The following is a 12,665-nucleotide window of genomic DNA, read 5'->3' as shown; positions in this document are numbered from 1 at the left end:
GCGACAGCGTGCGAATCGGAAACGCCTGCGTCAGGCGGCTGGACGCAGCGTGATCGTAAAACTACCAGGCGTCTTGCCATCGATGTCCTGAGGCATCGGATCCGACCGCTGGACGGCTCGCAGTGCGGCGTCGTCCCACGCCTGGTTCCCGCTGCTGCGGGTAATGGTCGCGTTCAGCAGCGTGCCCGTCGGCGAGCAGCGCACGGAGACGACCGTTTGCAGGCCCGATGTATCGCCCGACCAGATAATGTTCGGACGCACGCGGCGCTGGACCTTCTCCGCATAGCCCGGCGACGCGGCGTTGCCGCCCGCGCCGCTGCCCGTGCCGCTCTTCGCGAGACCGTTGCCCGTCGAGCCTTCCCCGCCTGCCATGCCTTGCAGCGCGGCGAGACGCTGACGCCGTTCCGCGTCGACCTTCTGCTTCGCGGCTTCGGCGGCCTGCGCGGCAGCCTTGGCCTTGGCGGCTTTCGCCGCGTCAGCCTTGGCCTGCGCGTCGGCTTGCGCCTGCTTCGCTTCCTGTTCCTTTTGCTGCTCCTTCTGCTCTTCCTGCTGCTTCTTCAACTGCTCCTGCTTCTGCTGGGCGAGTTGCTGCTGCTTGAGCTTGTCGGCCTGTTGCTGCTGTTGCTGTTTGAGCTTCGCTGCGGCTGCCGCTGCGGCCTGGTCGGCGGCTAGCTGCTGCTGGCGCTTCGCCTCGGCTTCCTGCTGGGCCTGCAGCTTCTGCTGACGCTGCTGCTCGGCGAGCTCGGCCTGACGTTGCGCTTCCTGCTGCTTGCGTTTCTTTTCCTGCAGCGCGATATCGGCCTGTTCGTCGTTGACCTGCGGCGCGGGTCTGACGGGCACGGGCGGCGGCACAACGGGGCGCGGCGCCGGTACGTCTGGCACTTCCGTCCACAGTTCGGCTTCGGCGCCCGCAGGCGTGCTGTTCTGCCAGTGGATGCCGTGATACAGGAAGAACCCCAGCAGCACGTGCATCACCGCGGCGAGCGCGAACGCGCGCCACGTGCCGCGCTCGCGCGGCGGTCGAAGCGGGTAGGCGTTTTTCTGTCGGCGGGTCATTGCGATTTGACGAGCAATCCAACGCGCTTGACGCCACGAGCCTTCAGGTCGGACATCACGTTCATCACGACTTCATACTTGACGGTTTTGTCGGCGGCGATCACGACGGGCTGGTCGGGATGCGACGCCTCACGGTCGGTGACGAAGCTGCGCAGATCGGCCTGCGTCATCGTCTCCTGTTGCGTCGCGCCCGCGTCGTCCTTGTACTTGACGTTCATGTTGCCGTCGGCCTTGATGTTGACGACGACGGGCGGCGTCTGCTGCTGCGGGGCGGCGCCACCGACAGTCGGCAGGTTCACGATCGACGGCGCCACGAGCGGGGCCGTCACCATGAAGATCACGAGCAGCACGAGCATCACATCGATGTACGGCACGACGTTGATGTCGGCCATCGCGCGGCGCGAGCGGCTGCCGCGCATGCTGGAACGGGCTGAACCGGCCATCGTGGACTCCTTAATGGGCCTGACGTTGCAGGATGTTCGAGAACTCTTCGATGAAGGTTTCGAAGCGGATCGCGAGGCGGTCGATATCGTGCGCGTAGCGGTTGTAGGCGACCACGGCGGGGATCGCGGCGAACAGGCCGATAGCCGTTGCCGTCAGCGCTTCGGCGATGCCCGGCGCGACGTTCGCGAGGGTGGCCTGCTGGACGTTCGCGAGGCCGCGGAACGCGTTCATGATGCCCCACACCGTGCCGAACAGACCGATGTACGGGCTGACCGAGCCGACCGATGCGAGGAACGCGAGATTGGCTTCGAGCACGTCCATTTCGCGCTGGAACGCGGCGCGCATGGCACGGCGCGCGCCGTCGAGAATCGCGCCCGGATCGTTGAGACGCTTTTCCTTGCCCTTCAAGAACTCACGCATGCCCGACTCGAAAATACGTTCGAGCGCGCCGATCGTGTGACGGTTGTTCGCGGCGCTCTGATACAGCGCCTGCAGGTCGCCGCCCGACCAGAAATCGCGTTCGAAGCGTTCAGTCTGCGCCCGCGCGCGGCGAATCGCAAACCACTTGCGGAAGATGAAAGTCCACGACATCAGCGACAGCAGCAACAGCAGCGCCATCACTGCCTGCGCCAGCAGGCTCGCGTTGAGAACGAGGGAAATGATCGACAGATCTTGTGTAGTGTTCATAGAGGTTCGTTGTAACGTCCCGGGTGGGGCGTCCGGCTGCAAGGTGAGTCGAAGCGTTCGGTTGGCATTCAGTTGGCAAACCGGAAGCTTCGGCGGGTTCTTCGCCGAACCATGCTTGGTCTTGTTGTGACCGTTACGAGTTCACTGTCCAGCTAACAACGACGCTCAAATACTCGTCGTTGACACGCTGGGGCCCGGTTCGCGCCGTAACGCGGCGTGAACCGGCGGAGGAATGGCGGCCGGCTTCATCGATTGCGAGTCGACACAGCCGACGCGGATCGTGCCCGTCGCCAGCAGCGTATCGTCGCGCCAGGCTTCCTGAGCGAAATCCACCGATGCGCGGCCGAGCCGCTCGATCCGGCTGACGATGCGCAGCATGTCGTCGAGCCGGGCAGGCGCGCGATAGTCGAGCGCGGTGCTGCGCACGACAAAGAGCGCGCCCGATTCTTCGGCCAGTTTGCGTTGATCGACGCCGCACGCGCGCAGCCATTCGGTGCGCGCGCGCTCGAAAAATTTCAGGTAGTTCGCGTAAAACACGATGCCGCCGGCATCGGTGTCTTCGTAATACACGCGAATCGGCCAGATAAAGCCGATTTCCGCGCCGGACTGACTGTCAGACATATTCATGGCGCGCATTTTACCGGAACGCAAAAGCGCGCCGCATTTTTGGGCACTTTCGTGTCCGGTTGCGCTCGGCCTGCACGACTGGCGCCGCGTCGCTGCCGCACGATCCCGCCGACGCGGCGCGCCCGTGAAACCTAGCCGCGGTGGATGTTCAGGCCCGCAAACGACTGCGCGACAGGCATCAGTTCGATCGTATTGATGTTGACGTGCGCGGGGCGCGTCGCGATCCAGTAGATCGAATCGGCGATGTCTTCGGCTGTGAGCGGCTGGACGTTCTGATAGACGCCCGCAGCCTTCTCGTCGTCGCCGCGGAAACGCACGTTCGAAAACTCGGTGCCGCCACACAGGCCCGGCTCGATGTCCGTCACGCGAACGGGCGTGCCGTGCAGGTCGGCGCGCAGGTTCAGGCTGAACTGGCGCACGAATGCCTTGGTCGCGCCGTACACGTTGCCGCCCGGATACGGGTACATGGCCGCCACCGACCCCAGATTGAACACATGCCCGCGACTGCGCTCGATCATGCCCGGCAGAAAGGCCCGCGTGACCTGCACGAGACCCATGCAGTTGGTGTCGATCATCGTCGTCCAGTCGTCGAGCACGGCGCGCTGGGCGGGCTCAAGGCCGAGCGCGAGGCCGGCGTTGTTGACGAGCACGTCGACGGCGGCAAAGTCGGCGGGCAGCGCGTTGGGGACGGCTTCGACGGCTGCGCGGTCGCGCACATCCAGTTCGAAGGGCAGAAGGTTTTCGCCGAGCTCGTCGGCGAGCGCCTGCAGGCGATCCTTGCGGCGCGCGGTCGCGACCACGCGATGGCCGCCCTTGACGAAAGCCCTGGCGATAGCGGCGCCGAACCCTGCGGACGCGCCTGTGACGAACACGATCATTGCTGTTCCCTGGTCGGTGAAGAAAGGCCACAAGCCTACTTCCAATGGGGCGATGCGGCAAGAATGACCCCGCCGCGCGAAGGCACGTTCGGACGGGCCGCCGGGCGGCCACTGCCACGGCAGGCCGGGACTTCTGGCCGCCGTGGCGGCGCGCCAGCCGGCGCGATTGCCTCGGTTGCCTATTCGACCCGGTTCCAATAAACTAACGCGCTCACCCCTGCGTGACTGGCGATAGAACCCCATGCTGTCAAGCCTGACGGGTTCAAGGTGGAGCGTCCCACCGTGAAGCGCAGGGTGCCGTTTTGCCGTTCGCCTGGGCAGCCATGTTTCGCGCGCGCCGTCGTTTGCGCTGCCGGTGGTTGTCCTGACTCGCGTGTGCGGCACCTCCTTCATACGCCGCGTCAAGGCTCCCACCATCAGCGGTGGCCAGCAGTGCTGCGTACCCAATACGCTCCCGGCACACGACCTGCGCACGATCCGGTCAACCTGAACACACTTAACGGAACCAGCATGTTTGACAAAGCCCAAAGCACCATCGCCAATGTCGATCCGGAAATCTGGAAGGCAATCCAGGACGAAGACCGCCGTCAGGAAGAGCACATCGAACTGATCGCGTCGGAAAACTACACGAGCCCGGCCGTGATGGCCGCACAGGGCTCGCAGCTCACCAACAAGTACGCCGAAGGCTACCCGGGCAAGCGCTACTACGGCGGCTGCGAATACGTCGACGTCGTCGAACAACTGGCGATCGACCGCGTGAAGCAGCTGTTCGGCGCCGAAGCCGCGAATGTCCAGCCGAACTCGGGTTCGCAGGCCAACCAGGGCGTGTTCTTCGCGATGCTCAAGCCGGGCGACACGATCATGGGCATGAGCCTCGCGCACGGCGGCCATTTGACGCACGGCTCGCCCGTCAACATGTCGGGCAAGTGGTTCAACGTCGTCAGCTACGGTCTGAACGAAGCCGAAGACATCGATTACGACGCAGCTGAAAAGCTCGCTCAGGAGCACAAGCCGAAGATCATCGTCGCGGGTGCCTCGGCGTTTGCGCTGCGTATCGACTTCGAGCGTCTGTCGAAGATCGCGAAATCGGTTGGCGCGTACCTGATGGTCGACATGGCGCACTACGCCGGTCTGATCGCAGCGGGCGTGTACCCGAACCCGGTGCCGTTCGCCGACTTCGTCACGACGACCACGCACAAGAGCCTGCGCGGCCCGCGCGGCGGCGTGATCCTGATGAAGGCGGAGTTCGAGAAGCAGATCAACTCGGCCATTTTCCCGGGCATCCAGGGCGGTCCGCTGATGCACGTGATCGCGGGCAAGGCTGTCGCGTTCAAGGAAGCACTTGCGCCGGAATTCAAGGAATACCAGCAACATGTGGTCGACAACGCGCGCGTGCTGGCTGAAACGCTCGTCAAGCGCGGCCTGCGCATCGTGTCGGGCCGCACGGAAAGCCACGTGATGCTGGTCGACCTGCGCGCGAAGAAGATCACGGGCAAGGCAGCGGAAGCGGCACTGGGCGCGGCGCACATCACCGTGAACAAGAACGCGATTCCGAACGACCCGGAAAAGCCGTTCGTGACGAGCGGCATCCGCCTCGGTTCGCCCGCCATGACGACCCGCGGCTTCGGCACGAAGGAAGCCGAGCAGGTCGGCAACCTGATCGCCGACGTGCTGGACAACCCGGAAGACACGGCCACGATCGAGCGCGTGCGCGCGCAGGTCGCCGAGTTGACCCAACGCTTCCCGGTCTACCGCTAAGCCACCATGCGCTGCCCCTTCTGCCGGCATGACGATACACAGGTCGTCGACTCGCGTGTGTCCGAGGACGGCGCCGCGATCCGGCGCCGCCGGCGCTGCCCGGCCTGCGACAAGCGTTTCACGACGTACGAGCGGGTCGAGCTGGCGTTGCCCTCGGTCGTCAAGAAGGATGGCAGCCGCACGGAGTTCGATCGCCGCAAGATCGTGGCGAGCATGCAACTGGCGCTGCGCAAGCGTCCAGTTGCCGCCGACGCCATCGACGCCGCCGCGTCGCGCATCGAGTATCAGTTGCTCGGCAGCGGCGAGCGCGAAGTACGCAGCGAGCGTCTGGGCGAGCTCGTGATGAACGAACTGCGCGCCTTGGACACCATCGCGTACGTGCGCTTTGCTTCCGTGTACCGGCGTTTCGAAGACGTCTCCGAGTTCGAGGACGTCATTGAAGAGTTTCGCCGGATGAACGCTCCGGCTGTGCCCGCGAAGCCTTCCCGCAAGCGCTGATTTGTCGCGCATCCGCATTTTCTCTCCCTGAAGTTCTGACGCGAATTCATTTGATGCACGGACATTCTCGTGCAGGGATTCGTGCGTCCGCCACCTGGCCATCCGGCTAATTGTGGGCGCGGTTGCGCATCGTTAGAGTCGTCGCATTCTTGGCGGAAATCGAGGAATGCTGATGAAACGGAATGCTCATACGCGGCGCGTGGGCCGCGGGTTCACGCTGTTTGAAACGCTTGTCGTGATCGCGTTGCTCGCGATCGTCGCGACGTTGACGGTGCCGTCGTTCGTTGCGTGGCGCGTACGCGATCAGGTCGACGCGCGCGCCCGCGCGCTGTTGTCCACACTCAGTTACGCGCGCGGCGAGGCGTTGCGGCGCGGCGCGCGCGTGACCGTGTGCCGCATCGATGCCGCGCGGCGTTGTCTTGCGGCGGGACAGCCGTGCAAAACGGGTGTCGTCGACTGGTCTTGTGGATGGGCCGTGATGATCGAGCGTGGCGGCGGCTTCTATCCGTTGCGCGCGCAGCCCGATCTTGCGCCCGTCAGCATCGTTGGCGCGCTCACCAATCTCACTTTCACGCCACCCGCGGGCCAGGCCAACGGCAGCTTTCGCAGCTTCGATATCGGCCCGCGTGTCGAATCGAAGGCGACGCAAGGTAAGGACTGGCGACGCTGCATCCGCATCGCGGCGGGTGGGCGGGCGCGCATCGTCGACGGCGCGTGCGGAGCGGCGGCATGACGCGCGCTCGTCTTGTCTCGCAGCGCGGTCAGAGCTTGCTTGAAGTGCTCGTCGCGGTGGCTGTCACGGCCGTCACCGTGCTTGGTCTAGTCGCCGTGCAATTGTCGATTGCACGAGACGCGCGTGCCATGTCTTATCGCGCGCAGGCTGCGCTCGTCGCCGATGCGATCGCCGAGGCGGCGCGCGCGCCGAATCCCAACGATGCGGCGATCTCGCAATGGAGAACGCGTGCAGCGAATGTGTTGCCGAAGGGGGATGCGGCACTAGTGGCGGCGGCGCCGATCTTTCCTTTGCCCGCGCGACATGGGCCTGGCGGGACAACATGCCGCGCAACGCGTCGAATCCGGGCGACATGATCGACATGCCTGCATCGTGCGGCGATGCGGACGCGCCGCAAGACGTTCAATGCGTCGCGATGGCGTTTTCCCGGTGAAGTCGCTTGCTCTCTTCACGCGCGTATCCAGCCGACGCGCGGACTTCGGCCATACGCTCCTCGAAATGACGATAGCGATCGCTCTCGGCCTGTTCGTGACTGCGGGCGCGGTGTCGCTTTACCGCTCGCAGCGAATCGCCTTCGCGCAGGCCGTCGACGCAGCGCAGATCCACGATGCGGGCATGACCGCGTTGACGCTGATTGGCGAGCAGTTGCAGATGGCGGGCTTCGTTCCCGCCGACATGCCGCGCACGTTTCCTGCGCGGCCTGGCCTGTTCGGCTGCTCGGGCGGAAGGCCGATCGGCGCCGACGACAGCCTGACCTGTGAATCGCTCGCAACGCATTCGGATGGTGTCGCGGTGCGCTACGTGGCCGATAACGTCTCGACGTGGCCATCCATCGCAGGACTCGCGACCGACTGTCTCGGGCAGGGCGTCGCGAAGACAGACGCCGATGCGCCGGGCGTATCCGTCGTGAACCGCTTCTATGCGAAGACCAGCGGCTCGACGGGCGAGCCAGAGCTTTACTGCGAAGGAACGGGGAAGGCCAATTCGTCGCAGCCGCTTGTCGAAGGTGTCGAGCGCGTGCGTTTGCGGTATTGGCTTGCGGGTGCATCGTCTGCGATGGACGCGGCGCAGCTGTTGCCCGCGCAATGGGCAAATGTCGTTGCCGTCGACGTATGCGTGCTCGTTCGGGGCGCGCCGCAGGCGCTCCAGTCGCGCTATGTCGATTGCGACGGCGTGTCCGCGCTCAGTGCCGATGCGCGCGTAAGGCGGGCGTTCTGGCGGCGCGTCGCGATACGCAACAACGAGGGGAGCGCAGCGTGATCTCGTCGCCATGCAGACACAAACGACGGTTGCACCGGCATGCACGCGATCGGGGCATCGCGCTGCCCGTCGTGCTGCTGATCGCCGCAATGATGCTCGCGACCTCGGCCGCGTGGTTCGAGCAATCAGTAGCGGCCGCGCGAAACGCGGCGGGTATGGCCGACCATCTGATCGCGCTGCACGCAGCGGACTCGGCTCTGTCGACATGCGCGCGCAATGTCGTCAACGGTGCGCTTGCGGGCATGCCGGGCATGTCGGGCGTCGGCGGCGAGCCCATCGGCTGGAAATCGCAAACGACCTTCGAAGCCAATGCAATCGCGCCATTCGCATCGTGGCCGACCTCGCTATCGTTTCGCGCACCGCAATGCCTGATCGAAAAGTGGCAACTGACGAACCGCGCAAGCGCGCAAACCTGGCTCGTCACCGCAAGAGGCTACAGGCGCAAGGTGGATTCGCAGATGTGGCTGCAACTTCAGTTGGTGGTCGAAGGCTGCACGGTCGAAAAGCACTGGCGACGCGTTGCTGCGCGCCCTTTTTGAGTACACATCCCGTCATAACCATTGCAATGAGGACCAATGATCGCGCTTTTTCGCTACTCGAACTGATCGTCGCGCTGGCGATTGCGGCGACGCTGGCCGCCTTCGCGATCCCGTCATATCGCGGCCATATCGCGAAAGCGCACAGAACGGACGCAGCGTCCGCGCTCTATCCCGCGGCGCAGTTCGCGGAGTCTGCCGCCCATGTGGACGGCGCGCCGTTGCCGTCCGGTCTCGATCAGGCGCCGCAGGGTGGGAGGGCGGTGTATCGGCTGCGCATTTTGCCTGCCGACGATTCGAACGGTGGCTACGCGCTTGAAGCGCAGCCATTGGCGAACGGTCCGATGGCAGAGGACGCGTGCGGCACGTTCATACTCGACGCGACAGGCTCAAAGTCGAACAGAAACGCCGCGAGCGCTGACCCCGACGATTGCTGGAGCGCGCGTTAGACGATGAGGTGATCTTCGAAACGTGCCCGATCAGGGCGGGCTCATATCGGCATCGCCGGACGCGGCAGCCGACGTCCCGGGCTTGCGCGATTCGCGCTTCACCTGCTGATAGATGCGATACGCTTCCCACGCGGCAAGGCCGACGCTGCCCCACTTGAGCACGGGCTTCGCGGTCCCGACCACGGTGGCGCGGAGCGGCTTCGCGAGCAGCAGCGAGACGATCGAACTGATCAGCGGGTATTCCTTGAGTAGCGCGCCGATCCCTGCCGACGCGCCGCGCCGGCGTCCCCAAGGCATCCCTCCGGCGAAGCCCGGCACGATGAACTTGAGCCAGCTGAAATGCGTGACGGCGTTGCGCAGGTCGAGCGTCGCCTGCGCGAGTTCCATGCGCTCGACGTCCGCGCGCACGATCAGCAGTTCCTTGCGCAGCGCGCGCAGATGTGGCGCGCTCAAGTCTTTGGCGGTCGGTCGGCGGCTGCGGAATGCGTTCTCGGAATGGACCTGACTCATGGTTGATCGATGGCAATGGACAGCGAAAAGAGCTGCGCTGCGTTCAGCGTTTGCGGAAAATCTCGCGGTCTTTCTCGAATTCGTTGAGCGTGGCTTCGAAGATCATCGGCGAGTTGTGCAAGCCGCTGCGTGCCCGCAACGCACAGCCGATCGCCGCGATGGCATAGACGACCGTGATGCCCGCGAGCGACTGCCACCGGTAAGTGTCCCAGAAGGCAATCGCGATCAGCGCAGTCAGCGCGATCAGCGCCATCGTTGCGAGCATCATCGCGGCCAGGCCCATGAACAGCACCATCAGCAGCCGGTCTTTTTCTTCGGCCAACTCGATGCCGATCAGTTCGAGCCGCGTCTGCAGGATCGAAAAGAACGAACTGAGAATGCGCCGCAATGGCCCGCGGTCCCCGCTCTGCGTTTGTGTATCGATCATGGCTTCAGCGTATTGCGCGCGAGGATGCGCGAAGAAGGTGCGGACAGGGCGCGTGCGCCCGTCCGCCTGTCAGCGAAGCGCGCCGGCCGCTCGACTTCGCAGCCGGTTGCTTCACGCGCGCTTTTCACACGCGTTACTTACGATTGATCAGCAGGCCCACCAGCACGCCGACGCCGGCTGCAATGCCAATCGATGCCCACGGATGTTCATGGACATAGTCGTCGGTAGCACGTGCTGCCTTCTTGCCTTTCTCGACGACCACGACCTGCACGTCGGCTGCCTTTTCCTTCGCCTGCTTGAGACGCGAGAGCGCCGTCTCGCGCAGTTCAGAAGCGCGTTCGCCAGTGGCGCTCGCGGCCTGCTTCAGCAGATCTTCCGCGTCTGCGAGTACGGTTTTGATATCCGACATCAATCTCTCCTTGTTGACTTCCGACATTGACTGCTCCCTTCGTGCGCACGCTACGCGTGAATCGTAAACCATAGAAACGGCCGCTGGCGAGCCAGCAGACCTTACGACTGACCGTGCGTCATGGGCTTTGCGTGAAGCGCGCAATACCCGGACGCCGTTGCATGAAGCGTTCCCGAACGTCACAGGCGTTTCATATTGCCCGCTTCCGTCGGTCCCGCTCAACGTGTTGCAGAACACGCCACCGTTTGATGGAGTTGATCTGTCCCGCTAAGTTTCGTACATCCGGAAGAAAATTACAAAACCTGATAAGCGTCGCAGCCAATGTTCGTTAGAAGTGCATGTCCTGATCCCTTATGCTCTAATTTGTACCCCTCGTCCGGCCGGACGGGCAAATCATTCGAATAACTTCAAGGAGCTGCACTATGAGTCTACGTCTTGGCGATGTCGCACCCGATTTCGAGCAGGATTCGAGCATTGGCCGCATCAGGTTCCACGAATGGCTCGGCGACAGCTGGGGCGTCCTGTTTTCGCACCCCGCCGACTTCACGCCCGTCTGCACGACGGAACTCGGCCTGACCGCGAAGCTCGCCAGCGAATTCGACAAGCGCAGCGTGAAGACGATCGCATTGTCCGTCGACAATAAGGAATCGCACGCCGAGTGGATCAAGGACATCAACGAGACGCAGGCCGCGAGCGTCGGCTTCCCGATTCTCGCCGACGGCGACCGCAAGGTGTCGGAACTGTACGACATGATCCATCCGAACGCGAACGCCACGCTGACGGTCCGGTCGCTGTTCATCATCGACCCGGCGAAGAAGGTGCGTCTGATCATCACGTACCCGGCCAGTACGGGCCGCAACTTCGACGAAGTGCTGCGCGTGATCGACTCGCTGCAACTGACGGACAACTATCAGGTCGCGACGCCGGGCAACTGGAAGCATGGCGACGACGTCGTGATCGTGCCGTCGCTGAAGGACGAGGAAGAGATCAAGCGCAAGTTCCCGAAGGGCTACAAAGCGCTGCGTCCGTATCTGCGGATGACGCCGCAGCCGAACAAGTAAGCTTTTACGGCTTGTCCGGCGCAAACAAAAAGCCCGCGTTCATTGAGAACGCGGGCTTTTTTATATGGATTCGTCGAAGTTCTGCGACGAATCACAGAGCGTCAGAAGAACGCCTGAATGCCCGTCTGCGCCCGCCCGAGAATCAGCGCGTGAATATCGTGCGTGCCTTCGTATGTGTTCACGACTTCCAGATTCACCAGGTGCCGCGCCACGCCGAACTCGTCCGAAATGCCGTTGCCGCCCAGCATGTCACGCGCCATCCGCGCGATGTCGAGCGACTTGCCGCACGAATTGCGTTTCATGATCGACGTGATTTCGACGGCGGCTGTGCCTTCGTCTTTCATCCGGCCAAGGCGCAGCACGCCTTGCAGGCCGAGCGTGATTTCCGTCTGCATGTCGGCCAGCTTCTTCTGGATCAGCTGGTTCGCGGCGAGCGGCCGGCCGAACTGCTTGCGATCGAGCGTGTACTGACGCGCGGTGTGCCAGCAGTCTTCCGCCGCGCCGAGCGCGCCCCACGCAATGCCGTAGCGCGCCGAATTCAGACAGGTGAACGGTCCGCGCAAGCCCTTCACGCCGGGCATCAGATTCTCTTCCGGCACGAACACTTCATCGAGAACGATCTCACCCGTGATCGACGCGCGCAGGCCGACCTTGCCGTGAATCGCAGGTGCGCTCAAGCCTTTCCAGCCTTTCTCAAGGATGAAGCCGCGAATCTCATCCTTGCCGTCGGTTTCGAGCTGCGCCCAGACGACGAACACATCCGCGATCGGCGAATTCGTGATCCACATCTTCGAGCCGGACAGCGAGTAGCCGCCGTCGACTTTCTTCGCCCGCGTGACCATGCTGCCCGGATCGGAGCCGTGGTTCGGCTCGGTCAGGCCGAAGCAGCCGATCCATTCGCCCGTCGCGAGCTTCGGCAGATATTTGTCTTTCTGCGCGTCGGAGCCGAATTCGAAGATGGGGACCATGACCAGCGACGACTGCACCGACATCATCGACCGGTAGCCTGAATCCACGCGTTCCACCTCGCGCGCGATCAGCCCGTAGCTCACATAGTTGAGGCCGGGGCCGCCGTATTGCTCGGGAATGGTCGGGCCGAGCAGGCCCAGTTCGCCCATCTCGCGGAAGATCGTGGCGTCCGTTTTCTCGTTACGGAACGCTTCGAGCACGCGCGGCGCGAGCTTGTCCTGCGCATAGGCATGCGCGGCGTCGCGCACCATGCGTTCTTCTTCCGTGAGCTGCTGGTTGAGGAGCAGCGGGTCTTCCCAATTGAATTGCGCGGCGGCTGCCATGACGTATCTCCTGAATCGATCAGAGCGGAACGCTGAAACG

17 protein-coding genes and 1 riboswitch are annotated in these 12,665 nt (G+C 63.8%); of the genes, 8 read left to right on the top strand and 9 right to left on the bottom strand.

Going from position 1 to position 12,665, the window contains the following annotated elements; translation table 11 throughout:
* Window positions 1–30 precede the first annotated feature (30 nt).
* The 5 genes from tolA to ydfG all read right to left on the bottom strand — a co-directional run bounded on the left by tolA (window position 31) and on the right by ydfG (window position 3,692).
* The gene (tolA, locus tag C2L65_RS12680; protein ID WP_042310672.1) at window positions 31–1,056 is read right to left on the bottom strand and encodes a cell envelope integrity protein TolA; all 1,026 of its coding nucleotides are present in this window, start codon (window positions 1,054–1,056) and stop codon (window positions 31–33) included.
* Window positions 1,053–1,499 carry a protein TolR gene (gene tolR, locus C2L65_RS12675; protein ID WP_042310674.1) on the bottom strand — a complete coding sequence of 149 codons (447 nt, stop codon included), beginning with the start codon at window positions 1,497–1,499 and terminating at the stop codon, window positions 1,053–1,055. Before tolR ends, tolA begins: the two co-directional genes overlap by 4 nt.
* 10 nt (window positions 1,500–1,509) lie before the next feature.
* Window positions 1,510–2,187, bottom strand: a complete 678-nt coding sequence (gene tolQ / locus C2L65_RS12670) for a protein TolQ (RefSeq protein ID WP_007584943.1) — start codon at window positions 2,185–2,187, stop codon at window positions 1,510–1,512.
* Between the two features lie 165 nt (window positions 2,188–2,352).
* The gene (gene ybgC / locus C2L65_RS12665; RefSeq protein WP_042310676.1) at window positions 2,353–2,823 is read right to left on the bottom strand and encodes a tol-pal system-associated acyl-CoA thioesterase; all 471 of its coding nucleotides are present in this window, start codon (window positions 2,821–2,823) and stop codon (window positions 2,353–2,355) included.
* 122 nt (window positions 2,824–2,945) lie between these two features.
* Window positions 2,946–3,692, bottom strand: coding sequence for a bifunctional NADP-dependent 3-hydroxy acid dehydrogenase/3-hydroxypropionate dehydrogenase YdfG (gene ydfG / locus C2L65_RS12660; protein ID WP_007584934.1), 747 nt, complete (start codon window positions 3,690–3,692; stop codon window positions 2,946–2,948).
* A gap of 211 nt (window positions 3,693–3,903) precedes the next feature.
* Window positions 3,904–4,018: riboswitch (ZMP/ZTP riboswitch) on the top strand.
* A 184-nt stretch (window positions 4,019–4,202) separates the two neighbouring features.
* On the opposite strand from ydfG, the gene glyA reads away from it, so the two are divergent.
* The 7 genes from glyA (at window position 4,203) to C2L65_RS12625 (ending at window position 8,926) form a co-directional block, all read left to right on the top strand.
* Entirely contained in the window at window positions 4,203–5,450 is a 1,248-nt protein-coding gene (gene glyA, locus C2L65_RS12655; protein WP_036002965.1) for a serine hydroxymethyltransferase, read from the top strand.
* A gap of 6 nt (window positions 5,451–5,456) precedes the next feature.
* Complete coding sequence (gene nrdR, locus C2L65_RS12650; protein WP_042310678.1) at window positions 5,457–5,948, top strand: transcriptional regulator NrdR; 492 nt, start codon at window positions 5,457–5,459, stop codon at window positions 5,946–5,948.
* A gap of 172 nt (window positions 5,949–6,120) precedes the next feature.
* On the top strand, window positions 6,121–6,681 hold the full coding sequence (locus C2L65_RS12645; RefSeq protein WP_103254546.1) for a GspH/FimT family pseudopilin: 561 nt from the start codon (window positions 6,121–6,123) through the stop codon (window positions 6,679–6,681).
* Window positions 6,678–7,037, top strand: a complete 360-nt coding sequence (locus tag C2L65_RS12640) for a prepilin-type N-terminal cleavage/methylation domain-containing protein (RefSeq protein ID WP_233446461.1) — start codon at window positions 6,678–6,680, stop codon at window positions 7,035–7,037. Before C2L65_RS12645 ends, C2L65_RS12640 begins: the two co-directional genes overlap by 4 nt.
* A 142-nt stretch (window positions 7,038–7,179) precedes the next feature.
* Window positions 7,180–7,941: a PilW family protein gene (locus C2L65_RS12635; RefSeq protein WP_042310735.1), complete on the top strand. Its 762-nt coding sequence runs from the start codon at window positions 7,180–7,182 to the stop codon at window positions 7,939–7,941.
* Between the two features lie 29 nt (window positions 7,942–7,970).
* Entirely contained in the window at window positions 7,971–8,480 is a 510-nt protein-coding gene (locus C2L65_RS12630) for a pilus assembly PilX family protein (protein WP_233446460.1), read from the top strand.
* A 26-nt stretch (window positions 8,481–8,506) separates the two neighbouring features.
* Window positions 8,507–8,926 (top strand): type IV pilin protein, encoded by a 420-nt coding sequence (locus C2L65_RS12625; RefSeq protein ID WP_042310683.1) that lies wholly within the window; start codon window positions 8,507–8,509, stop codon window positions 8,924–8,926.
* Between the two features lie 30 nt (window positions 8,927–8,956).
* On the opposite strand, the gene C2L65_RS12620 is transcribed toward C2L65_RS12625, so the two are convergent.
* From C2L65_RS12620 to C2L65_RS12610, 3 genes are all read right to left on the bottom strand, one after another.
* Window positions 8,957–9,436 (bottom strand): DUF3318 domain-containing protein, encoded by a 480-nt coding sequence (locus C2L65_RS12620; RefSeq protein ID WP_042310686.1) that lies wholly within the window; start codon window positions 9,434–9,436, stop codon window positions 8,957–8,959.
* Between the two features lie 43 nt (window positions 9,437–9,479).
* On the bottom strand, window positions 9,480–9,863 hold the full coding sequence (locus C2L65_RS12615; RefSeq protein WP_042310688.1) for a phage holin family protein: 384 nt from the start codon (window positions 9,861–9,863) through the stop codon (window positions 9,480–9,482).
* Window positions 9,864–9,996: 133 nt separating this feature from the next.
* Window positions 9,997–10,299: an ElaB/YgaM/YqjD family protein gene (locus tag C2L65_RS12610; RefSeq protein ID WP_007584918.1), complete on the bottom strand. Its 303-nt coding sequence runs from the start codon at window positions 10,297–10,299 to the stop codon at window positions 9,997–9,999.
* A gap of 395 nt (window positions 10,300–10,694) precedes the next feature.
* Here C2L65_RS12610 and C2L65_RS12605 point away from each other — a divergent pair, with 395 nt between their 5' ends.
* Window positions 10,695–11,333: a peroxiredoxin gene (locus C2L65_RS12605; protein WP_042310690.1), complete on the top strand. Its 639-nt coding sequence runs from the start codon at window positions 10,695–10,697 to the stop codon at window positions 11,331–11,333.
* Window positions 11,334–11,434: 101 nt separating this feature from the next.
* Here the strand turns inward: C2L65_RS12605 and C2L65_RS12600 are convergent, their stop codons facing one another.
* Complete coding sequence (locus C2L65_RS12600; RefSeq protein ID WP_007738163.1) at window positions 11,435–12,625, bottom strand: acyl-CoA dehydrogenase; 1,191 nt, start codon at window positions 12,623–12,625, stop codon at window positions 11,435–11,437.
* Between the last annotated feature and the right edge of the window lie 40 nt (window positions 12,626–12,665).

The organism is Paraburkholderia terrae, assembly GCF_002902925.1.
GTDB lineage: Bacteria > Pseudomonadota > Gammaproteobacteria > Burkholderiales > Burkholderiaceae > Paraburkholderia > Paraburkholderia terrae.
This window is presented reverse-complemented; position numbering and strand designations above follow the sequence as displayed.